The organism is Shinella fusca, assembly GCF_014203155.1.
GTDB classification, from domain to species: Bacteria; Pseudomonadota; Alphaproteobacteria; order Rhizobiales; family Rhizobiaceae; genus Shinella; species Shinella fusca.
Genome location: NZ_JACHIK010000001.1, coordinates 454333 through 480539, shown reverse-complemented (window position 1 = coordinate 480539; position 26207 = coordinate 454333). Strand labels below are relative to the sequence as shown.

At 63.8% G+C, this 26207-nt stretch carries 24 protein-coding genes and 1 tRNA gene; 19 read left to right on the top strand and 6 right to left on the bottom strand.

What is annotated here, in order from left to right:
- Nucleotides 1-185 precede the first annotated feature (185 nt).
- Nucleotides 186-1835 (top strand): alpha/beta hydrolase, encoded by a 1650-nt coding sequence (locus HNQ66_RS02330; RefSeq protein ID WP_343059405.1) that lies wholly within the window; start codon nucleotides 186-188, stop codon nucleotides 1833-1835.
- 244 nt (nucleotides 1836-2079) lie between these two features.
- Here the strand turns inward: HNQ66_RS02330 and HNQ66_RS02325 are convergent, their stop codons facing one another.
- The gene (locus HNQ66_RS02325; protein ID WP_184140419.1) at nucleotides 2080-3186 is read right to left on the bottom strand and encodes a branched-chain amino acid ABC transporter substrate-binding protein; all 1107 of its coding nucleotides are present in this window, start codon (nucleotides 3184-3186) and stop codon (nucleotides 2080-2082) included.
- 300 nt (nucleotides 3187-3486) lie between these two features.
- On the opposite strand from HNQ66_RS02325, the gene HNQ66_RS02320 reads away from it, so the two are divergent.
- The 6 genes from HNQ66_RS02320 to HNQ66_RS02300 all read left to right on the top strand — a co-directional run bounded on the left by HNQ66_RS02320 (nucleotide 3487) and on the right by HNQ66_RS02300 (nucleotide 6042).
- Nucleotides 3487-4059 carry a transglycosylase SLT domain-containing protein gene (locus tag HNQ66_RS02320; RefSeq protein ID WP_184140417.1) on the top strand — a complete coding sequence of 191 codons (573 nt, stop codon included), beginning with the start codon at nucleotides 3487-3489 and terminating at the stop codon, nucleotides 4057-4059.
- Between the two features lie 93 nt (nucleotides 4060-4152).
- Complete coding sequence (locus HNQ66_RS02315) at nucleotides 4153-4521, top strand: DUF1428 domain-containing protein (RefSeq protein WP_184140415.1); 369 nt, start codon at nucleotides 4153-4155, stop codon at nucleotides 4519-4521.
- Nucleotides 4522-4559: 38 nt separating this feature from the next.
- Nucleotides 4560-4688 carry a hypothetical protein gene (locus tag HNQ66_RS23680; protein WP_281396965.1) on the top strand — a complete coding sequence of 43 codons (129 nt, stop codon included), beginning with the start codon at nucleotides 4560-4562 and terminating at the stop codon, nucleotides 4686-4688.
- Between the two features lie 10 nt (nucleotides 4689-4698).
- Nucleotides 4699-5121 carry a secondary thiamine-phosphate synthase enzyme YjbQ gene (locus tag HNQ66_RS02310; protein ID WP_184140413.1) on the top strand — a complete coding sequence of 141 codons (423 nt, stop codon included), beginning with the start codon at nucleotides 4699-4701 and terminating at the stop codon, nucleotides 5119-5121.
- A gap of 56 nt (nucleotides 5122-5177) precedes the next feature.
- Nucleotides 5178-5528 carry a nuclear transport factor 2 family protein gene (locus tag HNQ66_RS02305; protein ID WP_184140411.1) on the top strand — a complete coding sequence of 117 codons (351 nt, stop codon included), beginning with the start codon at nucleotides 5178-5180 and terminating at the stop codon, nucleotides 5526-5528.
- Nucleotides 5529-5640: 112 nt separating this feature from the next.
- On the top strand, nucleotides 5641-6042 hold the full coding sequence (locus HNQ66_RS02300) for a hypothetical protein (RefSeq protein WP_184140409.1): 402 nt from the start codon (nucleotides 5641-5643) through the stop codon (nucleotides 6040-6042).
- A 195-nt stretch (nucleotides 6043-6237) separates the two neighbouring features.
- On the opposite strand, the gene HNQ66_RS02295 is transcribed toward HNQ66_RS02300, so the two are convergent.
- Complete coding sequence (locus tag HNQ66_RS02295; protein ID WP_184140407.1) at nucleotides 6238-6993, bottom strand: SIMPL domain-containing protein; 756 nt, start codon at nucleotides 6991-6993, stop codon at nucleotides 6238-6240.
- A 154-nt stretch (nucleotides 6994-7147) separates the two neighbouring features.
- Here HNQ66_RS02295 and HNQ66_RS02290 point away from each other — a divergent pair.
- From HNQ66_RS02290 to HNQ66_RS02265, 6 genes are all read left to right on the top strand, one after another.
- Nucleotides 7148-7223, top strand: a tRNA-Ile gene (locus tag HNQ66_RS02290).
- A gap of 334 nt (nucleotides 7224-7557) precedes the next feature.
- Complete coding sequence (locus tag HNQ66_RS02285; protein ID WP_184140405.1) at nucleotides 7558-9102, top strand: ATP-binding protein; 1545 nt, start codon at nucleotides 7558-7560, stop codon at nucleotides 9100-9102.
- A gap of 223 nt (nucleotides 9103-9325) precedes the next feature.
- Nucleotides 9326-9748 carry a hypothetical protein gene (locus HNQ66_RS02280; protein WP_184140403.1) on the top strand — a complete coding sequence of 141 codons (423 nt, stop codon included), beginning with the start codon at nucleotides 9326-9328 and terminating at the stop codon, nucleotides 9746-9748.
- A 725-nt stretch (nucleotides 9749-10473) separates the two neighbouring features.
- Nucleotides 10474-11376: an ArdC family protein gene (locus tag HNQ66_RS02275; protein ID WP_184140401.1), complete on the top strand. Its 903-nt coding sequence runs from the start codon at nucleotides 10474-10476 to the stop codon at nucleotides 11374-11376.
- Nucleotides 11377-11535: 159 nt separating this feature from the next.
- Nucleotides 11536-12390, top strand: a complete 855-nt coding sequence (locus HNQ66_RS02270) for a type IV toxin-antitoxin system AbiEi family antitoxin domain-containing protein (RefSeq protein WP_184140399.1) — start codon at nucleotides 11536-11538, stop codon at nucleotides 12388-12390.
- Nucleotides 12377-13300, top strand: coding sequence for a nucleotidyl transferase AbiEii/AbiGii toxin family protein (locus tag HNQ66_RS02265; RefSeq protein ID WP_184140397.1), 924 nt, complete (start codon nucleotides 12377-12379; stop codon nucleotides 13298-13300). The genes HNQ66_RS02270 and HNQ66_RS02265 overlap by 14 nt, the downstream gene beginning before the upstream one ends.
- A gap of 379 nt (nucleotides 13301-13679) precedes the next feature.
- On the opposite strand, the gene HNQ66_RS02260 is transcribed toward HNQ66_RS02265, so the two are convergent.
- Together HNQ66_RS02260 and HNQ66_RS02255 are read right to left on the bottom strand one after the other, a co-directional pair.
- Nucleotides 13680-14063 carry a hypothetical protein gene (locus HNQ66_RS02260; protein WP_210308638.1) on the bottom strand — a complete coding sequence of 128 codons (384 nt, stop codon included), beginning with the start codon at nucleotides 14061-14063 and terminating at the stop codon, nucleotides 13680-13682.
- A gap of 167 nt (nucleotides 14064-14230) precedes the next feature.
- On the bottom strand, nucleotides 14231-15109 hold the full coding sequence (locus HNQ66_RS02255) for a helix-turn-helix domain-containing protein (protein ID WP_184140395.1): 879 nt from the start codon (nucleotides 15107-15109) through the stop codon (nucleotides 14231-14233).
- Nucleotides 15110-15233: 124 nt separating this feature from the next.
- Here HNQ66_RS02255 and HNQ66_RS02250 point away from each other — a divergent pair, with 124 nt between their 5' ends.
- Nucleotides 15234-16760, top strand: coding sequence for a GMC oxidoreductase (locus tag HNQ66_RS02250; RefSeq protein WP_184140393.1), 1527 nt, complete (start codon nucleotides 15234-15236; stop codon nucleotides 16758-16760).
- 17 nt (nucleotides 16761-16777) lie between these two features.
- Complete coding sequence (gene aroE, locus HNQ66_RS02245; protein WP_184140391.1) at nucleotides 16778-17626, top strand: shikimate dehydrogenase; 849 nt, start codon at nucleotides 16778-16780, stop codon at nucleotides 17624-17626.
- Between the two features lie 3 nt (nucleotides 17627-17629).
- Here aroE and HNQ66_RS02240 read toward each other — a convergent pair whose 3' ends face one another.
- Together HNQ66_RS02240 and HNQ66_RS02235 are read right to left on the bottom strand one after the other, a co-directional pair.
- The gene (locus tag HNQ66_RS02240) at nucleotides 17630-19723 is read right to left on the bottom strand and encodes an ATP-binding protein (protein ID WP_184140389.1); all 2094 of its coding nucleotides are present in this window, start codon (nucleotides 19721-19723) and stop codon (nucleotides 17630-17632) included.
- A complete protein-coding gene (locus tag HNQ66_RS02235; protein WP_184140387.1) occupies nucleotides 19720-20460 on the bottom strand; it encodes a response regulator transcription factor in 741 nt (246 codons plus the stop codon). Before HNQ66_RS02235 ends, HNQ66_RS02240 begins: the two co-directional genes overlap by 4 nt.
- Nucleotides 20461-20677: 217 nt before the next feature.
- Here HNQ66_RS02235 and HNQ66_RS02230 point away from each other — a divergent pair, with 217 nt between their 5' ends.
- From HNQ66_RS02230 to HNQ66_RS02215, 4 genes are all read left to right on the top strand, one after another.
- Nucleotides 20678-21700: an extracellular solute-binding protein gene (locus tag HNQ66_RS02230; RefSeq protein WP_184140385.1), complete on the top strand. Its 1023-nt coding sequence runs from the start codon at nucleotides 20678-20680 to the stop codon at nucleotides 21698-21700.
- 120 nt (nucleotides 21701-21820) lie between these two features.
- The gene (locus tag HNQ66_RS02225; RefSeq protein ID WP_184140384.1) at nucleotides 21821-22849 is read left to right on the top strand and encodes an ABC transporter substrate-binding protein; all 1029 of its coding nucleotides are present in this window, start codon (nucleotides 21821-21823) and stop codon (nucleotides 22847-22849) included.
- A gap of 69 nt (nucleotides 22850-22918) precedes the next feature.
- Nucleotides 22919-25138, top strand: a complete 2220-nt coding sequence (locus HNQ66_RS02220; protein ID WP_184140383.1) for an ABC transporter permease — start codon at nucleotides 22919-22921, stop codon at nucleotides 25136-25138.
- A complete protein-coding gene (locus HNQ66_RS02215) occupies nucleotides 25135-26199 on the top strand; it encodes an ABC transporter ATP-binding protein (protein WP_184140382.1) in 1065 nt (354 codons plus the stop codon). The genes HNQ66_RS02220 and HNQ66_RS02215 overlap by 4 nt, the downstream gene beginning before the upstream one ends.
- Nucleotides 26200-26207 lie beyond the last annotated feature (8 nt).

The following is a 26207-nucleotide window of genomic DNA, read 5'->3' as shown; positions in this document are numbered from 1 at the left end:
CTCCCACGGGCTTGGTGTCCCAAAGGTGCTGCGGTCTCTCATCCGCCACCGCAATCGGCAATACAGCGCCAATCCCGGGCAAAGGGAAGTTACAAAGGTGGCGGCAGCCGGATGAGGGGTAGCGCGCAGTTGCACCATCACCGCCGGCATGCGAGGCTCGCACCGTTGCTGGCGGAGGGGCGGTCATCGTGCGGGAATGGTTCTGGCGTCTGCTCGTCTCCTTTTCCGCGACGGGCCTCGTGCTCGGCACGCTGTTCTTCGCTGCTTCCCTCACCCCCAGCCTCCTGCCGCGAACCTATGTCACGCAAGGCCTCTTGTCGGGCGTCGCCATGGCCTGCGGCTACGGGCTCGGCGTGCTTGTCGGCCTGCTCTGGCTGTGGCTGGAACTGCCGGAGGCCGAGGGGCGCGTGCGGCTTTGGCTGAAGGCGGCGGCAGGTGGGGTCTGCGCCGTCGTGGTGCTCGTCTTCCTCTGGCGCACGGCCGAATGGCAGAACTCCATCCGCACGCTGATGCACCTGCCGCCCATCGAGACGGCGCATCCCCTCTATGTCGGGCTGATCGCGCTTGCCGTCTTCCTTGTCCTGCTGGGGCTCGGGCGGCTCTTCGCGCTCGCCGTCCGGCTCTTCGCCCGCACCTCGCGCCGGGCGGCGCCGCGCCGGCTTTCCTATGTCATCGGCACCGTGCTGGCCGCGACGCTCTTCTGGACGCTCGCCGACGGGATTCTGGTGCGCTTCGTGCTGCATGCGGCCGATTCCTCCTTCCGCCGGCTCGACGAGCTGATCGAGCCCGACACGGCCGCGCCGGCCGATCCGTTGAAATCGGGTAGCGCCGCCTCGCTGGTCCACTGGGACGAGCTCGGCCGCATGGGACGCTCCTTCGTTGCGAGCGGGCCGACGGCGGCGGAGATCTCCGCCTTCACCGGCAAGCCGGCGCTGGAGCCGCTGCGCGTCTATGCCGGCCTCAACGCCGCCGGGACGGCGGAGGCGCGGGCGAAGATCGCGCTCGACGAATTGATCCGTGTCGGCGGCTTCGAGCGCTCGACGCTGATCGTCGTCATGCCGACCGGCACGGGCTGGGTCGATCCGGAGGGCATCGACACGGTCGAGTACCTGCACCACGGCGACATCGCGAGCGTCGCCATCCAGTATTCGTATCTCGCAAGCTGGCTGTCGCTGCTGGCCGAGCCCGACTACGGCGCAGAGGCGGCGCGCGCGCTCTTCCGTGCGGTCTACGGTCACTGGACGGGCCTGCCGAAGGACCGTCGCCCGAAGCTCTATCTCTACGGCCTCAGCCTCGGCGCGCTTTCCTCCGAACAGTCGGCGGAACTCTTCGAGGTGATCGGCGATCCCTATCAGGGGGCGCTCTGGGCGGGCCCGCCGTTCCCGAGCCGCATCTGGCGCAAGCTGACGGCCGAGCGCAATGCCGGCACGCCCGCCTGGTTGCCGCGCTTCCGCGACGGCTCCTACGTGCGCTTCACCAGCCAGCGCAACGTACTGCCGGAGGCGGGCGACCATTGGGGGCCGATGCGCATCGTCTACCTGCAATATGCGAGCGACCCAATCGTCTTCTACGACCCCTATTCCGTCTACCGCCAGCCGGACTGGATGGCCTCGCCGCGCGGGCCGGACGTCTCGCCGGACCTTGCCTGGTATCCCGTCGTCACCTTCCTGCAACTGACGCTCGACATGGCCATGGCGACGACGACGCCGATGGGGCTGGGGCACGTCTATGCCGGCGAGCACTACATCGACCCGTGGATCGCGGTGACGGGGGTGACGGACTGGAGCGATGCGGATGTGGCGCGGCTGAAGGAGAAGTTCCGGGTGGGGCGGTGAGGTGCGGTCGGCCCTTGTGTGTGAGGCGTGGATCCTCGGGTCAAGCCCGAGGATGACGGAGAGGGGGAGAGGCTGCCCGCCTATTGAAGGGTGCGGCACGCGGTACGACTGCTTTTGTCACCGTCCTTCTCTTCTTTCGTCATCCTCGGGCTTGACCCGAGGATCCACGGCCCCGGCCACAGCGCCTACAAACAAAAACGCCGGGGCTTCCACCCCGGCGTTTCGCATTCCAGTCGCCAGAACCTTATTCGGCGGCGACGATCTTGCCGTCTTCCCATTTGAAGAGCGAGAAGCTCTGCGAGGTGAGGTCGCCCGTCTCGCCGTAGGTGAGCTTGCCGATGGCGGTCGGGATGGCTTCGCCGGACTTGAGTGCGGTCGCGACGGCGGCGGCGTCTTCGGCCGAGCCGGCCTTCTCGATGCCGGCCTTCAGCACCTCCACGGCGGCATAGGCGTTGAGCGTGAAGGCTTCCGGCGGGATGCCCTTTTCCTTCAGCACGGCGACGGCGGCCTGCGAATCGGGGCTCTTCAGCGCGTCGGACGCGTTGGTGAAGAGCGTGCCGGCCGCAGCGTCGTTGCCGATTGCCCAGTATTCGCTGTTCGACAGGCCTTCGCCGCCGATGATCGTGGCGTCGACCGAAAGGTCCTTCAGCTGGCGGGCCAGCAGGCCGCCTTCCGGATGGTAGCCGCCGAAGTAGATGACCTCGACGCCTTCCGACTTCAGGCGGGTGACGAGCGCGCTGAAGTCCTTTTCGCCGGGGGTGACGGAATCGTAGAGCACTTCGTTGACGCCGCCCTTGTTGAGCGCTGCCTTGAAGGCATCGGCGAGACCCTTGCCGTAGGCGCCCTTGTCGTGGATCACGGCGACCTTCTTGTCCTTGAGGTTCTTCAGGACATAGGCGGCGGCGACGTCGGCCTGCTGGTCGTCGCGCCCGCAGGTGCGCAGCACGTTGGTGAGGCCGCGGGCCGTGAGGTCCGGCGCGGTCGCGGTCGGGGTGATCATCAGCACGCCGTTTTCCGCCAGCACGTCGGAAGCCGGGATGGCGACGCCCGAGGTGACCGGGCCGATGACGAAGCGGATGCCTTCGCCGACGATCTGGTTGGCGGCCGAGACGCCCTGCTTGGGCTCGCCCGCGTCGTCGGTCAGCTTCAGCACGACCTGCTCGCCGAGGATGCCGCCGTTCTTGTTGATCTCGTCGACGGCGGCCTGCGCGCCGTTCTTGACCTGGTCGCCATAGGCCGCGACCGGGCCGGTCAGCGGAGCGATGAGGCCGACGGTGATGTCGGCATAGGCGAGCGGCGCAAAGGCGACGGAAGCGGCAAGCAGGGCTCCCGCGAAAATCTTCTTCTTCATGGTCATTCTCCTGAACTGGGGCCCGGAAAGGCCCGGTCGCAAACTGCCGCATGCCCCGTCGGCATGGACCGACCGCTGCCGGCAGGGCGGGTTTTTCACGGTCCGGAACAATCGTGCGCAAAAGCCCGGCGTGCTGCGGATTGATTAGGCCGGAAGGGCAAAAAGCGCAACAAAATAATGCATTTGCATATTTGATAGGCCGATCATCGCCATGAATGGGAAGGGGTAATTCGCAATTGAATCAAAACGGATTGTTAAGATTTACCATTCATAAATATCCGGAAATCTCGAGGAACTGCGATGCGTTGCGTATTGATCGTCGTCCTCCTGCTGCTTGCCGGCTGCGCGTCGGTGCCGAGGCACACGCAGAACGCCTGTGCCATCTTCGAGCAGCGCGACGGCTTTTTCGACAACTGGCGGCGAGCCGCCTATGGCGCCCAGCGGGAATACGGCGTGCCCGTGCCCGTTCTCATGGCGACGATCTATGCCGAATCCGGCTTCCGGCATAATGCGCGCCCGCCGCGCACCAAGCTGTTCGGCTTCATTCCGTGGAAGCGCCAGTCGAGCGCGCTCGGCTTCTCGCAGGCGCTCGACGGCACCTGGACGCGCTACAAGCGCGAGACGGGCCGCTGGTCGGCGAGCCGCACGGATTTCGGCGATGCGATCCGCTTCATCGCCTGGTATCACAGCCAGAGCAACCGGCAGAACGGCATCGCGCTCAACGATACCTACCGGCTCTACATCGCCTACTACCACGGCCATTCCGGCTATGCGCGCGGTAACTGGAGCGCGACGGCCAAGGCCGGCGCGAAGCGCGCCTCGGGCATGGCGATGGCCTATGCGCGCCAGCTCAGGAGCTGCGGCGGCTGGTGAGGGCCGGCCGCGCCTGAAAAAAATCGGCCCCCCTTGTCGGATCGCCGCCGCGTCCCACGTCCTTGGCATGATCCAACCGAAGGAGGAGCGATCATGACCTATGTGGACGGGTTCCTGCTGGCAGTGCGCAAGGCGAAGCTGGATACCTACAGGCAGATGGCCGCCTTGGGCGGGCAGGTCTGGAAGGAGTACGGCGCGATCGACTATGTCGAATGCGTCGGCGACGACGTGCCCTATGGCGAGCTGACCTCGTTTCCCCGCGCGGTGATGGCGAAGGAGGACGAGGTGGTGATCTTCTCGTGGATCACCTACGAATCGCGGGCCAGGCGCGACGAGATCGTCGCCAAGGTGATGGCCGACGAGCGCCTGCAGGGCGACGAGTGGAAGGACGTCTTCGACGGCAAGCGCATGATCTACGGCGGCTTTGAGACCCTGTTCGAGTTGAGCGCCGCCGGCCGTTAGGCTATGACCGGCCCCGGACAAGCGGGAAAGGATGCGCCATGCAGAACCTCTATTACGCGATCGTCGGCACCACGACCGATACCAATGCGGGCCTTGCCCGCTTCATGGGGGCGATCCTCGCCTTCATCGTGATCGTCGGCACCCTGTTCTGGGCGCTCGGCGGCTGAGGCGGCGGCCATGCCGCAGACGATCCTGACGGTTTCGACCCGCGGGCAGGGGCTTTACGAGTTCACCCGCGAGGCCGGGGCCTTCGTGCGCGAGGCGGATCGGGCGGAAGGGCTGCTGACGGTCTTCGTGCGCCATACGTCCTGCTCCCTCATCGTGCAGGAAAACGCCGATCCGGACGTGCGGCGCGACCTCGACCGGTTCTTCCGCCGCCTCGTGCCGCCGTCGGACGATCCGTCCATGCGCTGGGTCTCCCATACGCTGGAAGGGCCCGACGACATGCCGGCGCATATCAAGGCCGCGCTCACGCAGGTCTCCATCGGCATTCCGGTCATGGACGGGCGGCTTGCGCTCGGCACCTGGCAGGGCCTCTATCTCTTCGAGCATCGCGACCGGCCGCACCGGCGCGAGATCGTGCTGCATCTCGGCTCTTGACGGAACCGTTTCGTCCGGTGGAACGTTCCTGCGCCGCCTATCCGCAGGAGATGTCCATGGCTGAAATCGAAAGCATCGCACGCGCGCTCGTCGAAGCGCTGAACGCCCGCGATTTTACCGCGCTTGCCGCGAAGGTTCACGAGGACGTCGCCGTTTCCGGCTTCGGCGGCGGCAGCGACAACGGCTGGGAGGCGCTGCGCGAGCGGCTGGCCCGCCATTTCGCGGCCTCCGACGAAAGCTACGGCGACGTGCTGGCCATGGGCGATGCCGCCGGCAATACCGTCGCGATCCGCCTGACCGCCCGCGGCCATGCGCAAGGGGGCGGCGCTTATTCCAGGGAGGAGATCCTTCTTCTCGAACTGGAGGAGGGGCTGATCACCCGCATCGCGGTCTTTTCCCCGGCGTGAAGTTGAACGCAGCCTGAACGACGGATTCGGCCTGCGTTCAGGCAGGCCGCCCTAAGGTTTCCTCAATCGCCGGACACAAGCGTCCCGGTCGGAACGAACAGGAGATCCTTCCATGACCACCCTTGTCAAAAAGACCATTCTCGCCGCGGTCCTCGGCCTCGGCGCGCTCACCGCCTCCGTTCCGGCCGCCAACGCCGCAAGCCTCAGCGTGACGGTCGACAATGTCGGCTACCGCAACGGCTTCCTGCAGGTGCAGGATTACGACGGCGGCTGGGATCGCCGCGACCGTCGCGACGGTGGCTGGGATCGCCGCCATGATCGCCGCCACGGCGACTGGGGCCGCGGCGGCCGCTGCTCGCCGGACCTTGCCGTCGCCAAGGCGCGCGATTTCGGCATGCGCCGCGCCCGCATCGCGGACATCTCGCCGCGCCGGGTCGTCGTCGAAGGTTTCCGCCATGGCGACTACCGGCGCATGATCTTCATCAACGACCGCGGTTGCCCGATCTGGCGCTAAGGAAGAGGCCGGTTTCGGGCTTCCAACGGACGCCGTCCGTCTTCTGCCCCCCCGGCCGATGGACGGCTGCCCTCCCGGTTCGCGCCGGGAGGGTTTTTGCGTTTAGGGCATGGCGCCGCCGCAAAGGCGGCAACGAAAAAGGGCCGGTCTCCCGGCCCTTTTCCCTTTGGTTCCTTGGGTCGCTTCTGCCTGCGCTCAGATCTTCAGCGCGAAGGTCACGTTGACGGTGACGGAGTAGCTGTTCTCGCCGGCCGCGATCGGCACGGCGCCGGCGGCGGCATAGTCCTTGGCGACGGCGCGCATCATCGGCATCGGCTCGGCGCGGTAGCTCGTCTCGGAGATTTCCAGTACGCGGCCGAGGCCGACGCCGGCGGCGTCCGTCAGTTCCTTGGCCTTCGCCATGGCGTTCTCGACGGCCTTCTTGCGCGCTGCGCTGACGGCGGCATCCGGCTTGTCGTTGAGGAAGCGGATGGCGTTGCCCTGGTTGGCGCCGAGCGTCACGGCCTTGTCGAGGATCTCGCCGAGCTTGGAAAGATCGCGTACGCGCAGCGTCACGGTGTTGGTGACCTGGAAGCCGGTGAGGACGGGCGGCGGGTTCTCGCCGGTCGAGCTCTGCGGGTACTGGTACTGCGGGTTGATCATGAAGCCCGAGGTCTGCAGGTCCTTGTCCGCGATGCCGTCGCCCTTGAGCGCGGCGAGGATGTCGGCCATCGCCTTGTTGTTGGCGTCGAGCGCCTCGCGGGCCGTCTTGGCGTCCTTGACGACGCCGAGGTCGATGAGCGCCATGTCGGGCGCGACCTCGGCCGAGCCTTCGCCGGTGACGACGATGGTCGCCTCGCGCTGCCTGGCGGCGTCCTCGGCTCGCGCTGCGAGCGGAGCGGCGGCGGCGAGCGCGAGCGAGAAGGCAAAGAGGCCAGCGCCGCTGCGGCGGCCCAGAGTTCCATGGAACATTAAGAACGTCTCCTGATGGTTGTGTCCCTTCGCGCGTTCTTCGCGCGTTATTGTGTAGAGAATGCGGCAGCGCTTGTGAGGAAAGGCGATTTCGTCTAGACGATCTCTGCCCGTCGGCCGCCATTGACCGACGGCCCCGGCCACGCGCCGGAACGGGCCTGTAGCTCAATGGTCAGAGCCGGCGGCTCATAACCGCTTGGTTGGGGGTTCGAGTCCCTCCGGGCCCACCAACTTTGTCCATCGTCACATCAACCCGGACTGTCGTCGCACAAGTCCGGACTCGTCGTCATATAAGTCTGGATTCCCCTTTTTAGCTTATCCGATTTGAGGTAAGGCTGCGTCTGCTGAAAATCTTGTTCGCCTTGAAATGCCCCTTGTCGCCCAGCATTGGTTGCGATGACAAAGACGCTCTTGCCGCGACTGCAGGCTTGGTAATGAAGCGTTTGGAAAACCCGCATTTCGGCGTTATAACTTGAACGGAACCCTCTCCCCTATTACCTCGGGGCTATCTCAAAACACAACATATGGTGTGACGAGTAGCTTCTCGTCACACCATATGTTGTAATGAAAGACCCTATCCAACTCGATTTTTTCGATCGCGAGAAAGACCACATCGGGACGTGGAGTGCCCGTGAGATTTGGTTGCGTCTGGATCAGACCAACGTCGCTTCGTTCAGTGAAGACTCTCGATTTGAACGCAAATCGGCTCCGAAAGCGACCAAGGAAAGAGAACTCGCTGAATACTACAGCATGTGGTCAAATACGGTGGACGGCGGGATTGTTGTCGTTGGTATCGCGGATAAGGGCGAAATCGAGGGGGTAGCAAAGACGCTCTCTCAGAAGGAGCTAAATCGTCTCGAGTCTTTCCATTCCGAACACTGCCCGGACGCAAAACCTGAGTTCCGCCGTATCCCCGTTAAGGTGAATGGCGAAAGCGACTTCATTGTATCAATTTTCCTACCGTATCGCGGCTTTCTGGTTGAGACCAGCAAAGGCGAAGCCTTCATAAGGCGTGGTAGTTCGAAGCATAAAATGAGTTCGGAAGAGCGGGACGATTTCAGATCAACCCGTCACGAACGCTCATGGGAACTCCGAGAGTCGGCGGCGAACTATCCCCAGGATTTCGATGAAGAGATAATAAAGCAGCTCGCCGACAATTTTCGCTCGCTGGAAGACAAGCCGGATTGGACAGATACGGAAGTCCTTGTTGATCGAAACCTCCTGGTTGAAGAAAGCGGGAAATTCTCTCCGACGAATTCGCTGATTCTTCTGGCAGCAAAAAATCCGCGTCGATTAGTTCCGGGGGCGCGGGTTCGCATACAGCGATTTGCAGCCAGCGAGGAAGGAGCAGGTGAATCGTTCCAGCCTATCAAGGACCTCTACGCCGAGGGACCGATCCCAGTACTTCTTCAGCGAGCGTCCCAGATCATCGAAAGCCTCAACTACGATGTGACGTGGCTCAGCAAGGACGGGAAGTTTCAAACCACCACGGAGTATCCACGATGGGCGTGGTTCGAGGCACTCGTCAATGCGCTGGTTCATAGGTCGTATTCCTACAGCGGTTCCGAGATCACCATCAAGTTCTTCTCTGACAGACTGGAGATCGAGAGCCCGGGCGGCTTTGTCCCTCCCGTCAATGCGTCGAACGTCTATAGTCAGAGGGCATCGCGTAACCCGCACCTGTGCGAAGCCCTGCGGCATATCGGCTATACGCGAATGACTCGCGAGGGTACGCGCAGAATGAAGGAGAGTATGGAAGCCTGGCATCTCCCAGCACCAGACTTCTCTCAAGAGACCATTCATGGGGTGTCCGTTCGGGTGACGCTGAGAAATGATCAGCAGCTTCGGAAGAGAGCGACTGACCGGGACGTGGCCGCATATTGTGGTGTCGAAAAGTGGCAGAATCTCAAAGAACACGAAGTCAAATTAATCGGCTATGCGTTCAATAACGGCAAAATTCACGTTGCCGAGGCAGAGCGCTTGACAGGACGGCGCTGGAACACTTCAAAGAAAGACCTTGAGCGATTGGTAAGCGCAGGGCTTCTTGAGTTCGTTCAGGGGCAATACTCCCGCGATCCGAAAGCCCATTACGCTATCATTAAACGCTAATCGCATCGTAACTTGATCCTTGACCAATAGGAAGCGACATCGGTGTCTTTCATTTCGTCGGGGCAATGGATGGCGACGCTGAACTTGAGAGTGGGACAGAACATTCAGAAAAGGTTCTTGAGGCAAGCTATCCACTGCGCGGTTTGGCGGAATTCGTCCGGAGTGCGATCAAAAGCAGCACTTTCAATCTGTTGGTTTAATCTTTTTGGAAATTATTTCTTTGATGGCTAATATTAATACTTGGATTTCAAACGGGAATGGATTTTCTTTTGGTGTTTTTCCGGCCGTAGTAAATACATTTGAACCTAAGAAAGCATGCTCTTCTGGAGAGATTTGGCTGCCTATGGGGGATTTGTCTAAAGGATTTATCCATCTTCAAAAACACGAGAACAGGATAAGAGATGTCTATGCAGGTGTTGACGCATTGACGTATGTATCAATAGTTTGTGCAGGTTATTCTGAAATTTATTATCAGAATAAGACAGATACATATTTGATTAAGAAATATAATGGAATTAAATCGGCTGTAGTTGCCGCGCATTTGGGCGGAATATACCAAATTATTACAGCGTTTCCTGTGACGAGGGATTTTGATCACAAGCGCAGGAAAGAAGATTTAATTTGGACGCGAAACGGTAAGTGGTAGCCCGGCGTAGAGGTTTCGGAAGCCTCCGTCAGTCCTGCGCGACCGACCTTTTCCACAAGCAACTGTATTAGTCTCGCAGTGTTGCTATTTAGCGATTAAGCACCACCGTGGCTACCACACGATCATAATAGGTATTCTCGCTGCTTTTTGCAAGGCAAGGCTGCCTGATAGATAGCGATTGATCACGTGGCGATACCCTAAAAGCGTTCTTGCTAAGGGAGCGAAAGGAGGTCGAGGTTGGCTAGGTAGACGATCGCTTAGGCTGTCTAGGCCTCCGCTGCATAATGCGTCCGCCACGGTCCGGTATTCATTCATGGGTGATGAAAAAACTAGGATGATGCCCAAGAAGGAACCAACCAAGACGGAAACGCTCGGCGGGCAACTCGACAGTGTAGGCTTCATGCCGCTGGGACGGCGTATCCTCATCAAGGCGGGCGTTCAGAAATCGCCATTGCATATTTGGCTACGAGATAAGCTTACATCGTAAGCACGATTTCACAGAACGTTAACCGTGGCCGCATTGCCTGATGTCCTGATTGCTCCGCGAGGGTAACGCCCCATCCCCCGTCAAGACCAAGCCCTTTGGGCAAAAGCATCCGGGCCGCGGCTCGGCGTTCGCCTGCGCCCGCACCACCCCGGACGCTTTTGGTCTGGACGGTGTCCCCCCTCTCTTCGCCAGAGGGGCAGATCGGTTGCATGTGCAACCCGATCAAAGGAAAAAGGAAATGAAAACAGATGTCTACAAGCAAGTAACCGACAAGATTATTGCCGATCTGGAAAGAGGCGAGCTGACCTGGCTCAAACCTTGGAGTGCTGGCAATATGGATGGACGGATCACCAAGCCATTGCGGCATAACGGGTTGGCCTATAGCGGCGTCAATGTTCTGATGCTGTGGGGCGCGGCCATCGAGGCGGGATTTTTCTCACCCTATTGGATGACCTTCAAACAGGCTAAGGAGCTGGACGCGCATGTGCGCAAGGGCGAGCGCGGCAATATGGTTGTTTACGCCAACACCATCACCAAGACCGAGGAGCAGGATGACGGCAGCGAGGAAGAGCGGCAGATTCCGTTCATGAAAGCCTATACGGTTTTTAACGTTGATCAAATCGAAGGATTGCCCGAGCATTACTATACGAAACCCGAGCCGGTGATTGATCTGGCCAGTCGGATAGAACATGCAGAGGCTTTCTTTGCCGCGACCGGTGCCGATATTCGGCATGGCGGCAACCGCGCCTTTTACAGCGGCGGCAGCGATCATGTGCAAATGCCGTATTTTGAGAGCTTTCATTCACCAGAGGCCTATTATGCAGCGCTGGCGCATGAGGTCACGCACTGGACAAAACATCCCAAACGGCTGGACCGCAGCTTTGGCCGCAAGACATGGGGCGATGAAGGCTATGCCCGTGAAGAACTGGTTGCCGAACTTGGCGCGGCATTTCTTTGCGCCGATCTGCAATTGACGCCGGAGCCCGGCACGGATCATGCCGCCTATATTCAGGCTTGGCTCCAAGTGCTGAAAGAAGACAAGCGCGCAATCTTCAGCGCCGCTGCCCATGCGCAGCGCGCCGCCGATTTCTTGCATGGTCTGCAAAGCCTTGCGGACGCCACGGAAGGAGCCGCCGCGTAAGCGGCGGTTCCCCTTGTTCTGGCGGGAAAATTTTCGCCCGCCAGGGGCGGGCGGTGGATATGTGCGGTTTGAATTTCGTCGAATATACTCAACTTCATTGAGTATATGCCGATTTTGTCAAACTTGAAAAAGGTTTGAGAATCGTGTAATATACTCAGTATGGCTGAGCAAACTACATCACTGTTAAACCGGCTTGAGAAAGACCTCCCCGAGGGGCTTGTTGTGGATGCTGCCTGGCTGGAAGAGCGCGGCATCGCCAGCAATTTGCGCGCCTACTACGTGAAAAGCGGCTGGCTGGAGCAGCCGGTGCGCAGCGTCTATAAAAGACCGCGCGGCACACTGAGCTGGCAGCAGGTCGTTATCTCTCTTCAGACGCTGCTTTTGCGAACGCCATTCTATGTTGGTGGACGCACGGCATTGGAGCTACAGGGCTTTGCCCATTATCTCTCGCACGAGACCAAGACCGTTCATCTCTATGGACCGGAAAAGCTGCCCATATGGCTGGACAAACTGAACCTTCCTCAGCGCTTTGTCTATCACAACAGCGCGACTCTCTTCCGGAATGATCCGATCACGCAGGGGCTTGGCAGTCTTGCCTGGAATATCGCGGACGGAACAGGCCGCGATCTCACCCGCTTTCAGGGCGGTAGTTTGACCTCAATGGCATGGGGGCAGTGGGATTGGCCATTGACGCTTTCCCAGCCCGAGCGCGCCTATCTCGAAATGCTCGATGAATTGCCGCGTGATGAGAGTTTCCATCAGGCTGATATGATCATGCAGGGCGCGGCAAATTTCAGCCCGAGACGGCTGCAAAAGCTGCTGGCAGATTGCGACAGCGTCAAGGTCAAGCGCCTGTTCTTCTATTTCGCAGATCGTCATAGCCACGCGTGGCTCAAGCGTCTGGACAAAACCGCCATCGATCTCGGCAAGGGCAAGCGCATGCTTGTCCCTGGCGGCAAGCTCGATCCGGTTTATCTAATAACCGTACCGGAGGACCTTGATGCCGTTTCGTGACCTGTACCAGGCTCAAGTCCGGCTGCTTATGCGCCTCATTCCTATTGTCGCACGCGAAACCTGTTTTGCGCTCAAGGGCGGAACGGCGATCAATCTTTTTGTGCGCAACCTGCCGCGCCTCTCCGTCGATATCGATCTGATGTATCTGCCGGTGAATGACAGGCCGGAGGCGCTGGCAGATATCGACGCCGCCATGAAACGTATCAAAGCGGCAGCCGTGGCGGAACTGCCCGGTGCGCGCGTTACCGAAAACGTCCAAGATGGCGCGATCTTGCGCCTTCTTGTGATGGCCGAGGGAACACAGGTGAAGATCGAAGTCTCGCCCGTGTTGCGCGGTGTGGTTCGTGAGCCGTCCACCATGCCGGTCACCGAGGCGGTTGAAGAGGCGTTCGGTTTCGCGGAAACAAGCGTCGTATCTTTCGAAGACCTGTTTGCGGGCAAGCTGGTTGCTGCCCTCGACCGTCAGCATCCGCGCGACCTTTTTGACGTGCGCGACCTACTCGCGCATGAGGGGCTGAGCGATGACCTCCGCGAAGCCTTCATCGTCTATCTTCTCAGCCATAACCGCCCCATGGGCGAAGTGCTGTCAGGCCGCGTCAAAGACCTTGCCAATGAATATAGCAACGGCTTCGAAGGCATGACCGAAGAAGTCGTGGCCATCGAAGAGCTGATCAAAACGCAACATGCAATGATCGACGCACTGATTGGCGGCATGCCGGATCACCACCGCGAATTTCTGATTTGCTTCGAGCGCGGCGAACCGGACTGGTCGTTGCTGAAGATTAGTCATGTCGCGGAGCTTCCGGCGGTCCGCTGGCGGCAACGCAATCTCGACAAGCTCAAGCACGAACAGCGCTCCATACTGGTTGACTTGCTGCAATCGTCTCTTCAACGACGTGCTTCAGATTAACGGCTTTCGCTAAGCCGAAATCACCGCTTACTGATAAAGTTGACGCTCTCGAATTTGGTGTGGTCACCTCAAACGAGGCTGGCCCGAAAATCCCGAACCGCTGTTCGAAAAATATCACTTTCTAATCAACTTGACGGACTGCACAGAATTCTGTCATGCTTTAGTTGGCATTCCGCCGCTGGCGGGCTTAGAGAGAGCGAATAGAGGAACTGGGTGCATTTCGTGCCGCGAGAAATGGCATGCGCTTCCTTGAACGCGCCTTTGATCGTATCGGACACAAAGCCGCGTATCTCGTGTATCTCGACGTGTTCGTTTTCGGGTTTCATGAGGTGGCGGGCAAGATCGCCATGCCCGCCGCGCTGGCTACCATTCAAGATCATCAGCGCCCACCATCCGGCAGGCCGAGGGCAGCCAGCAGATCATGCCGCATGGCCGATACGGCGGCGCAGGCCGTAACAATCTCGCTTTCGGCTTCCGGCGTGACCGGCAGCGCACCGATATGCACGGCTTTAGCCAGCTGATTGAGATTGCTCGACAGGCGCGACTGGCCGAGCACGGCCAGCACCCGCGCCAGCGCCGTGTTGTCCTTGAGCGGGGCGGAGCGCCGCTTTTGTCGGACATCCGCCCCAAGGATCAGGCCGCGAATATAGATGCCGAGCGGCACATCGCCCGCCCGTTCGATCAGCAGGCGTTTTTCCTCATCCGTCAGCCGCAAGGTAAAGTTTTTAGCCTCTTGTTTCTTTCCTTTTTCATACGTTTCCAAAATTGCCAGCCTTTACAGACAGGGCAAAAATCCCAAGCGCCGGCAGTGTAAATGATTGTGAAATCAGATACTTGGTGTCGGTGCTTTAATCGGGATGATGCCGGTTGCTATAAATAGCTGGGCAAGGTGGTTACACTCCGGGCCCACCATTTCCCTTCTTCCTCCGTTCACTCCGCCCCGCCGCTTGCGCGGGCGTGCTTGAAGTTTTCGCGGTAGCGGGTCGGGGGGAGGCCCTTGGCGGCTCGGAACTGGCGGGCGAGGTGGGCGGGGTCGGAAAAGCCGCTTTCGGCGGCGATGTGGCTCATCGGAAGGTCGGTCTGGACGAGGAGCTGGCAGGCCTTGCCTATGCGCAATTGTGTGACGTACTGGCTGATCGACATGCGCGTGCTGCGCTTGAAGACGCGCTGGAGCTGGCTGTCCGTCAGGTGGGCGATGGCCGAGAGCGGGGCGAGGCGCAGGGGGCGGTCGTAGTTGGCGTGGAGGAAGGTGAGGACGCGCTGCATTCTCTCGCGATCGCGCGGGTTTTCGCTGAGGGGGATTTCGCCGGAGGCGAGCGGGCGGCGGCCGCAGCCGGCAAGGTCGATGAGGATCGCCTGCAGTTCCAGCACCTGCCGCGCCGGGGGAAGGGCGCCGAGTGCCAGCAGGCGCGGGCGCAGCCGCCCGGCGGCGCCGTCGGTGAATTCGAGGCCGCGGCCGGCCTCCGCCGCAAGCCTCGCAAGCGGCGCATATTCCGGCATCAGCGCCGTCAGGCCCTCGATCCATGCCTGCGTGAACCAGCAGACGATGGCGCGGTGCAGCCCGTTCTCGCCGATAAGCGCCTCGGACTGCCAGGCATGCGGCAGGTTCGGGCCGAGCAGCACGAGGTCGCCGTCGCCGTAGCGCTCGACATGGTCGCCGACGAAGCGCACGCCGCGGCTGCCCACCGTCAGCGTCAGCTCGAATTGCGGGTGATAGTGCCAGTTGAAGGGAAAGGCCGGCAATTGCCGGTCGAACAGCAGCCAGGACCGGTCCGGGGGAATGGTGACGGTTTCAAACCAGGGCTGCATTGGTGCATTGATCCTTGCCGGGCATGAAAGAATGCGGTGATCGTACAAGAAATTGCGGCAGGAAAGAATGGCGCGGGAAGGCGCGCTCCGCAATTCTCATGCCGTAGGGCAAGGGAGGGCTTTCATGGACGCGACGATCAGGCCGGACGTGGTGATCATCGGCTCGGGTGTGGGCGGCGGCTCGGTGGCGCGTCAGCTTGCAGGCTCGGGCGCGAAGGTGCTGATCCTCGAACGCGGCGATTTCCTGCCGAACGAGCCGGAGAATTCCGATGCCGAGGCGGTCTTCGTCGAGGCGCGCTACCGCACGCTCGAGGAATACCAGGACGAGAGCGGCCGGCGCTACCGGCCGGGCCAGTATTACTATGTCGGCGGACATACGAAATTCTACGGCACGGCGATGTTCCGCTTCCGCGAGAGCGATTTCCGCGCGGTCGCGCATGAGGATGGCCGTTCGCCGGCCTGGCCGTTTTCCTACGGCGATCTCGAACCCTGGTATGGCGAGGCGGAGCGGCTTTTTGGCGTGCGAGGGGAGGCAGGGCACGATCCGACGGAGCCGCCGCGGGCCGATCCCTATGCCCATTCCGCCATTCCGCACGAGCCCGTCATCGCCCGCATGGCGGCAGAGCTGGAGCGGCAGGGGCTTCGCCCCTTCCACATGCCGTCGGCGGTGGACTTCGGGCCGGGCGGGCGCTGTCGGCGCTGCGGCACCTGCGATGCCTTCGCCTGTCGCTACGGCGCCAAGGGCGACGGGGAGATGCGGCTCATACGACCGGCCCTCAAGCATCCCGACATCACGCTCTGGACGAAGGCGCAGGTGATGCGGCTGGTCGCCGCGCCGGACGGGCGCATTGCGGCGGCGGAGGTGATGCGCGACGGCGAGGCGGTCCGGGTCGAGGCATCGCTCTTCGTGCTGAGTGCGGGGGCGATCAACTCGGCGCTGGTCCTGCTGCGCTCGGCGAGCGAGGCTTATCCCGAAGGATTGGCCAATCGGTCCGGCGTCGTCGGCCGCTATCTCATGAACCATCACCTGACGGGGCTGATGGGCCTTTTGCCGTTCCGCGTGAACGACACGAAGTTCCCGAAGACCCTGTCGGTCAACGATTTCTACCACGGCCTGCCGGAGGATGCCGCCGCGCGCGGCAACCTCCAGATGCTCGGCAACATCCAGGGGCCGATGATCCGCGCGGCCTATGGCTGGATGCCGCGCCCGCTGGCGAACCTGCTTGCGCGCCACAGTGTCGACTGGCTCTGCATGTCCGAGGACCTGCCGCGGGCGGAAAGCCGGGTGCGGCTTTTGCCCGGCGACCGGGTGGAGGTCGCCTACCATCCCGGCGATCGGGCGGCGCACGACCGCTTCGTGCGGCATGTGCAGCGGCACCTGCGGAAGATCTTCCCGGCGGTGCTGCGCCATTCCTTCGGCATCGAGGGCCCGTCGCATCAATGCGGCACGGTGCGGATGGGGGAGGATCCGGCGCGCTCGGCGCTCGATGCGCTGTGCCGCGCGCACGATCACCGCAATCTCTATGTCGTCGATGCCGCCTTCTTCCCGTCGTCGGCGGCGCTCAACCCGGCGCTGACGGTCTGCGCGCAGGCCTTGCGCGTCGGCGCTCACCTGCGCGATGCCTGGCGCGCCGGCGCGTTCGCCGCCTGATCCGAAAGGAACGTCTCATGGCCCGCAACTTCCTCTCGCCGCTTACCGGCTCCTTCGCCATGCCCGCGGCGGAAAACCCGACCGTCGCGATGGTCGAGGCGGCCTATCGCCACCATGGGCTCGACTGGCGCTACCTCAATTGCGAGGTCGCGCCGGACGCGCTCGGCGATGCCGTGCGCGGCGCCCGCGCCATGGGGTGGGTCGGGTTCAACTGCTCGATCCCGCACAAGGTCGCGGTGATCGGTCATCTCGACGGGCTCGGCGAATCCGCCCGCATCATCGGCGCGGTCAACACGGTCGTGCGCCGGGGCGAGCGGTTGATCGGCGAGAATACGGACGGCAAGGGCTTTGTCGCGGCGCTGAAGGCGATCACGGATCCGGCGGGCAAGCGCGTCGTGCTGCTCGGCGCGGGCGGGGCGGCGCGGGCCGTCGGGGTGGAGATGGCGCTTGCCGGCGCGTCGCAGGTCACGGTCGTCAACCGCGATCCGGGGCGAGGGGCCGAGCTCGCCGGCATCATCGACCCGCAGACCCCGGCCGATGGGCGCTACGTGCCGTGGGAACCGCGCTACAAGCTGCCGCCGGGGACCGACATCGTCATCAACGCCACCTCGATCGGGCTTTTCCCGGATGTCGAGGCGATGCCGGACATCGACATGGACAGCCTGCAGCCGGAGACGGTCGTCGCCGACGGGATTCCCAATCCGCCGCTGACGGCATTCCTGCGGGCGGCAGAGGCGCGCGGCTGCCGCACCGCCGACGGGCTCGGCATGCTGGTCAACCAGGGCATCGTCGCCATCCGCTACTGGACGGGCATCGATGCGGATGCCGCCGTCATGCGCAAGGCGCTCGCCGACCTCGGGCTTTGAGGCTCAGGCGGGAAAGGAGAGTTCGACAGTCGTGCCCTCTCCGGGCACGGAGAGGATGCGGGCATCGCCGCCGCTCTGGCGCATGAAGCCGTAGACGACGGCAAGGCCGAGGCCCGCCCCGCCTTCGCCGTCGCGGGTGGTGAAATAGGGCTCGAAGGCCTTGTCCACAGCGTCCGGCGACATGCCGATGCCGTCATCGGTGACGGAGACCACGACGCCGCCTTCGGCCTTCACGCAGCGGATGAGGATCGTCCCGCCTCCCGGCATAGCCGCGGCGGCGTTGAGGCAGAGATTGAGCACGGACTGCTCGAAGAGCGCGGCGTCGAGCTGCACGGTCGGCAGGTCGACGGCGATATCGAAGACGAGGCGGCACTTCTCGCCGACGGCGATTTCGAGAACATCCGCCATGCCGCGCAACACGGTGCCGATCTCCACCGCACCGGGGCGGATGGGCTGCTGGCTGCCGATGGACAGCATGCTGCCGGCAAGCGAGCGGCCGCGGTCGGCGGCCTTGCGGATGCGGGCGAGGTGCCGCTTCTGCCGGTCGTTGAAGCCAGCCTCGCGCTCCAGAAGGCCGAGGCTGCCGGTAATGATGCCGATCATGTTGCCGACCTCGTGGCTGACCTGGTGGGTCATGCGCATGATGCCGTCGAGGCGCTGGGCCTTCGCCGCCTCCGCCTCCTGCCGGTCGATGTCGGTGACGTCGCGCGCCAGAAGCACGATGCCGCCGTCCGGCTGGCGCGACAGCGAGATTTCCGTCACGCGGTTTTCCGGCGAGCGGTGGCGCAGCACGCTGCGGCTGCCGAGCGTCCCGCCGTCCCCGTCGGCGGGCAGGAGGGCGGGGTCGATCTCGGGAATGGGGCCGACGAACCTGCGCAGCGGGAGCTTGCGCGCCGAGCCGGACCAGCCGACGAGCTCCATGACGCGGCGGTTCATGGTGATGGGCGCGCCGCGCGGGTCGAAGAGCGCGATGCCCTCGTTCATGGTGCGGAAGGTCGAGCGGATGGTGCGGGCGGCCGCTTCCGCCGTGCGCCGCAGCCGCGAGACGCGCTCGACGCTTTCGCGGAAGGCGCGGAAGGCTTCCAGAAGCCGCACCAGCTCGGTCTCCGAGCCGGCATAGCTCGGCGTCTCGACGTCCCGCCGCCCTTCCGCCAGCGCGTTCATGCCGTTCGACAGCGAGACGATGCCGCGCGAGACGCGCATGACGGAGCGGATGGAGAAGATCGACATCGCCAGCACGAGGAGCGCGGCGAAGGCGACGATGACGAGAAGGCGGCTCAAGGCGTCGGAGGTGGAGACGAGGTCCTCGTTGAGGCCGCGGGCGACCGCCTCGCTCTGGGTTTCCGTCGCATGGGAAAGATCGCGCGAGACGACGTGCAGGCGGGCGACGGCGGCGCGGATCGAGAACATTTCGAGGAGGTAGCGCGTCTGCGCCTCGAAGACCCGCTCGTAGGGCGCAAGCTCGGCAGCGGCGATCCGCGTGTCCGGCGAGGCGCGTTCCAGCCGCGGCGTGGTCTCGGTGACGTAGCGGCGGCGCAGCTCGCCGAGCTGGAACAGGCTGTCGGAATTGGAGGCGGACTGAACGATGGCGTTCAGCCGGTGGCGCAGGTCCGCATCGGCGATGCCGCTGCCGGTGGCGATCTCGCCGAGCGCGGCAGCGGCCTCGGCCTTGTGCTGCTGGGCGGAATCGGCATCGCCCGCCAGCGTCATCGTCTGGTTGCGGATGGTCTCCAGCAATTCGACGATGCGGGCGCTGGCAAAGCCCCTCACGGTCTTGTCGCCGTCTTCCGGCTGCATGGTGCGAAGGAGCGTATCGACCTGCGCGACGACGGAGCGGCTTTCGCTGGAGACGCGGTAGGGCGAGGTGGCGTTCATCAGGAAGGGCGCGCTGGAGACGAGGTCGGAGACCTGCCGCGAGACCAGCGAGGCCTTGGCCAGGCTGGAGAAGGCCTGCAGCCCGTAGGCCGCCATTTCCTCCCGCGCCCGCTGGAGCCCGTAGACGGCGATGGCCGCCAGGCTGAAGACGAGGACGCAGATGAGGGCGATGGCGAAGGGCAGGCGGAAGGCGATGGAGGAAAGGTACGGCCGGTTGATCACGGAGCGAGCCCGCCCTCGTCGGTGTCGAGCACGTAGCCCTTGCCCCGGCGCGTCTTGATATGGCGGGGCAGGTCCGGGTTGCGCTCGATCTTGCGGCGCAGGCGCAGCACCAGCACGTCGACATTGCGGTCGATGTAGCGGTCGCTCTCCGATCCCAGCCGCTCGAGGATCTGCGCGCGGCTGACGGGGGCGTTCGGCGTCTCGGCGAGGATCTCGAGCAGGGCGAATTCGGCGCTGGTCAGCGACTTGCCCGGATCGGAGAGGCAGGTGGCGCGGCGGTTCTTCAGGTCCACCGACCAGTCGCCGAGCTGGAGCGCGGCGGATTCCCCCTCGCGCTCGGTCTCCCGCTCGGGTTTCAGCGAGGGGATCGTGCGGCGCAGCACGGCCTTGATGCGGGCCGTCAGCTCGATGGGCTCGAAGGGCTTGACGACATAGTCGTCCGCCGCCGTCTCCAGCCCCAGCACGCGGTCGGCCGCGCTGCCGGCGGCCGTCACCATGACGATGCCGATATTCGTCTGGGCGCGCAGGCGCTGGGCGAAGGTGCGCCCGGACGTGCCCGGCAGGTTGTGGTCGACCAGCACCATGTGCACGCTCTCGCGCGCCAGCACGCAGGCAGCCTCCTCGGCGGAGGACGCGGTCACGGGCACCCAGCCTTCCGCCTCCACGAGGTCGGAGATGAGTTCGGCCATGTCCGGATCGTCCTCGACGATGAGAATCCGAATCCTCTCGTTCAGCATGAAAGTCCTCCCGCGCCCATCATAGGCGGGGCCGGCGCATTGTTCAAAGCGGCTCGCATTATGCCGCTTGTCACATTTGTAACCTTTGTAATCTTTGTCGGGCCCCGCGCGGCCCTGCCTGTAAGAACGGTAACCATTCTTCGATTGCGGCGGGCGGCAGATGTGCCATCCTGAGGGTGGAGAACGGGACCGCAAGCGTCCCGATGGGAGGAACAGCGTGAGACGCATCACCGCACTTTGCGCGGGCGTGGCCCTTTGGCTATGCGGCACGGCGGCCGGAACGGCGGCACCGGCGCTCACCGTGCTGTGCGGCGTCGACGAGACATGGTGCGCGGCGATGAAGCGCGCCTATGAAGCCAAGTCCGGCCTCGAAATCTCCATGACGCGCCGGAGTACCGGCGACATCCTCAACCAGATCCGCGCCGAGAAGGCCGCGCCTACGGTCGACGTCTGGTGGGGCGGTACCGGCGACACGCACCTGCAGGCCGGCTCCGAGAACCTGCTGGAGCCCTACCAGCCGGCGCACGAGCGCGACATGCTGCCCTGGGCGCAGAACTTCTTCGCCATGTCCGGCGGGCGCTCGGCGGGCATCTATGCCGGCGCGCTCGGCTTTGCCTACAATGCCGATCTGCTGCGCCAGTTGAAGCTGCCGGCGCCGGCCTGCTGGAAGGACCTTGCGGACATCGCCTATCGCGGCCGCATCGAGAGCGGCAATCCGAATTCCTCGGGCACGGCCTTCACGACGCTGGCAACGCTCGTCCAGCTCTTTGGCGAGGACGAGGCCTTCCGCTTCCTCTCGGCGCTCAACCGCAACATCGCCCGCTACACCAGTGCCGGCGCGGCGCCCGTCAAGGCAGCCGCGCGCGGCGAGACGCTGATCGGCATCTCCTTCATGCACGATGCCGTCACGCAGAAGCAGGCGGGCTATCCGCTCGTCATCGTCGCGCCCTGCGAGGGCACCGGCTACGAGATCGGCGCCGTCAGCATCGTCAAGGGCGCGCGGCATCTGGAGGCGGCCAAGCGCTTCGTCGATTTCGCCCTCAGCCCGGAAGGGCAGGGCACGGGCGCGGCCTCCGGGCAGAACCAGGTGCCGTCCAACGCGAAATCGACGCTGCCGCTCGCAGCGCCCGATATCTCGATGATCAAGATGGTGGACTACGACTTCGCCACCTTCGGCTCGCCGGAGGAACGAAGTCGGCTGCTCGAACGGTTCGACGCGGAAATCACCGCGACGAACTGATCGGGCCCCACGGAATACCGCAATCCGAAATCGTGAACGGGCCGCCCGGCGGCAGCCCGAAGGCTTCGCCGCGTCCCGTTCATGCGCATGACCACAACCAGGCAACAGGAGGATGCCCCTATGAAAATGAAGACCCTTTCCCTCATGCTCTTCGCCGGAACGGCGCTGGCCGCCATGCCGGCAAAGGCGGCGGGCGAGCTCAACCTCATCTGCTCGGCGGACGTCGTCATCTGCGAGCAGATGAAGGGCGATTTCGAAAAGGCGCACAGCGACATCAAGGTGAACATGGTGCGCCTGTCGGCCGGCGAGACCTATGCGAAGGTGCGCGCCGAGGCCCGCAACCCGAAGACCGACCTGTGGTGGGCCGGCACCGGCGACCCGCATCTGCAGGCAGCCGCGGAAGGCCTGACGCTGGAATACAAGTCCCCCATGCTCGACCAGTTGACCGACTGGGCCAAGAGCCAGGCGGAGAGCTCCGGCTATCGCACGGTCGGCGTCTATGCCGGCGCGCTCGGCTGGGGCTACAACACGGAGATATTCAAGGCCAAGGGCTTCAAGGAGCCGAAGTGCTGGGCCGATCTTCTCGCGCCCGAGCTGAAGGGCGAGATCCAGATCGCCAACCCGAATTCCTCGGGCACGGCCTATACGGCGCTCGCCTCCCTCGTGCAGATCATGGGCGAGGAGCAGGCCTTCGACTATCTCAAGAAGCTCAACGACAACGTCTCGCAGTACACCAAGTCCGGCTCCGCGCCGGTCAAGGCCGCCGCGCGCGGCGAGACGGCGCTCGGCATCGTCTTCGTGCATGACGCCGTGGCGCAGGCCGTCGAAGGCTTCCCCATCCAGTCGGTCACGCCTTGCGAAGGCACCGGCTACGAGATCGGCTCCATGTCGATCATCAAGGGCGCGCGCAACCTCGACAACGCGAAGATCTGGTACGACTGGGTGCTGACCCCGGAAGTCCAGTCGCGCATGAAGGACGCCAAGTCCTTCCAGCTTCCGTCCAACAAGAATGCGGAAATCCCGAAGGAAGCCCCGCGTTTCGAGGACATCAAGCTGATCGACTACGACTTCAAGGCCTATGGCGACCCGGCAAAGCGCAAGGAGCTGCTGGAGCGCTGGGACCGCGAAATCGGCGCGGTCGCCAACTGATGTCCTGACCGGCGGCGCCCGTCTCCCCGGGCGCCGCCCCTTTCACACGAACGTACAGCGAGGTCGGCCATGACGCATGGCAATCGCAGGCTGGACATCGTGCTGATCCTCGGCGCGGTCGCCCTGACCCTTCTGCCCTGGTATCGCATCGATGGCGGCTTCTTCGGATTCGGTTGGCTGGCCGGTTTCCCCCTTTCCGCGGAGGCCGCGCCCGGCCTCGTGCAGATCGCCCTGCACGGCCAGCTCTGGCTTGCCGTCGCGGTACTTCTCCTTCTCGTTGCCGGCGCGGCCCGCGGCATGGCGGACCCGATGCGCCGCGGCGCCGTGCTGGCATGGGCGGGCGCCATAGGCGTCGTCTTCCTGTCGCTGCAGGGCCTTGCCGTCGGCTTTACCGGCTGGACCTGGACGATCAGCGAAACCCTGTTCGGCCCGCTTGCCGACGGCCAGCCCTCGATGGGCGCGGGCGCCGTGCTCTCGGCCGTCACCTTCGTGCTTTTCTTCGCCTTCGGCCTTGCCGAGCGCGGCGTCATGAAGGGCGACGCCTTCGTCGTCAGCGCGATCTCGCTGCTCGTCTTCCTCGTCGCCGTCTTCGTCTTCTATCCCATCGGCAGCATGTTCATCGGCTCGGTGCAGGATTTCGACGGTTCGTTCAAGCCGGACGGCTTCGTGCGCAACATGCAGGATGCGAGTCTGTGGAGCCTCAACTGCGTCGTCGGCGCGGGGCGCTGCGGCGTCGCCTGGCGCACGCTCTGGCTCGCCATCATGACCGGCCTCGGCTCGACCCTGCTCGGCCTCGCCTTCGCGCTCGTCGCCACGCGCACGCGCTTTCCCTTCAAGAAGGGCCTTCGCCTTCTCACCATCCTGCCGATCATCACGCCGCCCTTCGTCATCGGCCTTGCGCTCACGCTGCTCTTCGGCCGCTCCGGCGTCGTCACGCAGGGGCTCTCCAGCCTCTTCGGCGTCGAGCCGGGCCGCTGGCTCTACGGCCTCACCGGCATCTGGATCGCGCAGGTCCTCTCCTTCACGCCCATTTCCTTCCTCGTGCTGATCGGCGTCGTCGAGGGCGTCAGCCCGTCGATGGAGGAAGCCTCCACGACGCTGCGCGCCGACCGCTGGCGCACCTTCCGCCGCGTCTCGCTGCCGCTGATGAAGCCCGGCCTTGCCAATGCCTTCCTCATCGGCTTCATCGAGAGCATGGCCGATTTCGGCAACCCGCTGGTGCTCGGCGGCAGCAACGGCGTGCTGTCGACGGAAATCTTCTTCGCCGTCGTCGGCTCGCAGAACGACCCCTCGCGCGCCGCCGTGCTCGCCATGGTGCTGCTCTTCTTCACCCTCTCGGCCTTCCTCGCCCAGCGTCTCTGGCTTTCGGGCAAGAATTTCGCCACCGTCACCGGCAAGGGCGACAGCGGGGCGCATATCGCCCTGCCGCGCGGGCTCTCCATCGCCGTCCATGCCGTCGTCCTGCCGTGGATCGCCTTCACGCTCGTCGTCTACGGCATGATCCTCGTCGGCGGCTTCGTGAAGACCTGGGGCCTCGACAATTCGCTGACCCTCGAACACTACGCGAAGGCCTTCTCCATCGGCTTCGACGGCGGCATCAACTGGACGGGCGTTGCCTGGAACTCCTTCTGGACGACCATGAAGATCGCGCTCATCTCCGCGCCGCTCACCGCTGCCGTCGGCCTTTTGACGGCCTATATCATCGTGCGGCAGAAATTCACCGGCAAGAACGCCTTCGAATTCGCGCTGATGATGAGCTTTGCCATTCCCGGCACGGTCATCGGCGTCAGCTACATCATGGCCTTCAACCTGCCGCCGCTGGAAATGACCGGCTCGGCGCTGATCCTCATCGCCTGCTTCGTCTTCCGCAACATGCCGGTCGGCGTGCGCGGGGGCATCGCGGCGATGAGCCAGCTCGACAAGAGCCTGGACGAGGCCTCGCTGACGCTGCGCGCCGGCAGCTTCCGCACGATCCGCAAGGTCATCCTGCCGCTCCTGCGCCCCGCCATCACCGCCGCGCTCGTCTATTCCTTCGTGCGCGCCATCACCTCCATCAGCGCCGTCATCTTCCTCGTCAGCGCCGAATACAACATGGCGACCTCCTATATCGTCGGCCTCGTCGAGAACGGCGAATACGGCGTGGCCATCGCCTATTCCTCCATGCTGATCGTCGTGATGCTCGTCGTCATCACCGGCTTCCAGCTTCTCGTGGGCGAACGGCGCCTGCGACGTGAAAACCGCGTCGCCGGCCTTGCCCAGTCCGCCTCTTCTCAGGAGAAAACCGCATGATCGCCAAGAAAGCCGGCTCCGTCGTCTTCGAGAACGTGAAGAAGACCTTCGGTGCCTTCACCGCCATTCCCGACCTCTCGCTCACCATCGAGCCCGGCACGCTCGTCACGCTCCTCGGCCCTTCCGGCTGCGGCAAGACGACGACGCTGCGCATGCTCGCCGGCCTCGAGCACCCGACGGCGGGGCGCATCCTCATCGGCGGCAAGGACGTCACCATGCTGCCGGCCAACGAGCGCGACGTCTCGATGGTCTTCCAGTCCTACGCGCTCTTCCCGCATATGAGCTCGCTCGACAACGTCGCCTATGGCCTGGAATCCTCCGGCCTCTCGCGCAAGGAAGCGCGGGAAAAGGCGGAGGAGGGGCTGGCGCTGGTCGGCCTTGCCGGCATGGGCGGGCGGCTTCCGGCCGAGCTTTCCGGCGGCCAGCAGCAGCGCGTCGCCGTCGCCCGCGCCCTCGTGCTGGAGCCGCAGGTGCTGCTGCTCGACGAGCCGCTCTCCAACCTCGACGCGCGCCTGCGCCGCAAGGTGCGCACCGATATCCGCGAACTCCAGCAGCGCCTCGGCTTCACCGCCGTCTACGTCACGCACGACCAGGACGAGGCGCTTGCCGTCTCCGACCGCATCATCGTCATGAAGGAGGGCGTGATCGCCCAGGCGGGCGCCCCGCGCGAGCTCTACGAGGCGCCGGCCTCCTCCTTCATCGCCGATTTCATGGGCGAGGCGAACGTCGTCGCCTGCGAGGTCCTCGGCGTCGAGAACGGCAAGGCGCGGGTGCGCATCGCCGGCGTCGAGCACAGCGTTCCCGCCGGCAACAGGGAAAAGCTCGGCGCGGCGAGCCTTGCGGTGCGCCCCGGCGCGGTGACGCTTTCCGAAGGGCGCGGCGAGGGGCTTTCCGGCCGCGTCCTGCATTCGGCCTATCTCGGCGACCATGTCGAATACGAGGTGGAAACCGATGTCGGCACGCTCTTCATCGTCGACCATGCCGTCGACCGCATCCTGCCCGCCGCCTCCGACGCCACGCTCGGCTTCAAGACGCGCGGCATCGCCATCATCGACAGTTGAAGGAAGAC

Coding starts and splice junctions, on each gene's coding strand:
- HNQ66_RS02325 (WP_184140419.1), bottom strand. CDS start 3,186: ATGAAGAAGAAGATTTTCGCGGGAGCCCTGCTTGCCGCTTCCGTCGCC.
- HNQ66_RS02320 (WP_184140417.1), top strand. CDS start 3,487: ATGCGTTGCGTATTGATCGTCGTCCTCCTGCTGCTTGCCGGCTGCGCG.
- HNQ66_RS02315 (WP_184140415.1), top strand. CDS start 4,153: ATGACCTATGTGGACGGGTTCCTGCTGGCAGTGCGCAAGGCGAAGCTG.
- HNQ66_RS23680 (WP_281396965.1), top strand. CDS start 4,560: ATGCAGAACCTCTATTACGCGATCGTCGGCACCACGACCGATACCAAT.
- HNQ66_RS02310 (WP_184140413.1), top strand. CDS start 4,699: ATGCCGCAGACGATCCTGACGGTTTCGACCCGCGGGCAGGGGCTTTAC.
- HNQ66_RS02305 (WP_184140411.1), top strand. CDS start 5,178: ATGGCTGAAATCGAAAGCATCGCACGCGCGCTCGTCGAAGCGCTGAAC.
- HNQ66_RS02300 (WP_184140409.1), top strand. CDS start 5,641: ATGACCACCCTTGTCAAAAAGACCATTCTCGCCGCGGTCCTCGGCCTC.
- HNQ66_RS02295 (WP_184140407.1), bottom strand. CDS start 6,993: ATGTTCCATGGAACTCTGGGCCGCCGCAGCGGCGCTGGCCTCTTTGCC.
- HNQ66_RS02285 (WP_184140405.1), top strand. CDS start 7,558: ATGAAAGACCCTATCCAACTCGATTTTTTCGATCGCGAGAAAGACCAC.
- HNQ66_RS02280 (WP_184140403.1), top strand. CDS start 9,326: ATGGCTAATATTAATACTTGGATTTCAAACGGGAATGGATTTTCTTTT.
- HNQ66_RS02275 (WP_184140401.1), top strand. CDS start 10,474: ATGAAAACAGATGTCTACAAGCAAGTAACCGACAAGATTATTGCCGAT.
- HNQ66_RS02270 (WP_184140399.1), top strand. CDS start 11,536: ATGGCTGAGCAAACTACATCACTGTTAAACCGGCTTGAGAAAGACCTC.
- HNQ66_RS02265 (WP_184140397.1), top strand. CDS start 12,377: ATGCCGTTTCGTGACCTGTACCAGGCTCAAGTCCGGCTGCTTATGCGC.
- HNQ66_RS02255 (WP_184140395.1), bottom strand. CDS start 15,109: ATGCAGCCCTGGTTTGAAACCGTCACCATTCCCCCGGACCGGTCCTGG.
- HNQ66_RS02250 (WP_184140393.1), top strand. CDS start 15,234: ATGGACGCGACGATCAGGCCGGACGTGGTGATCATCGGCTCGGGTGTG.
- aroE (WP_184140391.1), top strand. CDS start 16,778: ATGGCCCGCAACTTCCTCTCGCCGCTTACCGGCTCCTTCGCCATGCCC.
- HNQ66_RS02235 (WP_184140387.1), bottom strand. CDS start 20,460: ATGCTGAACGAGAGGATTCGGATTCTCATCGTCGAGGACGATCCGGAC.
- HNQ66_RS02225 (WP_184140384.1), top strand. CDS start 21,821: ATGAAAATGAAGACCCTTTCCCTCATGCTCTTCGCCGGAACGGCGCTG.
- HNQ66_RS02220 (WP_184140383.1), top strand. CDS start 22,919: ATGACGCATGGCAATCGCAGGCTGGACATCGTGCTGATCCTCGGCGCG.
- HNQ66_RS02215 (WP_184140382.1), top strand. CDS start 25,135: ATGATCGCCAAGAAAGCCGGCTCCGTCGTCTTCGAGAACGTGAAGAAG.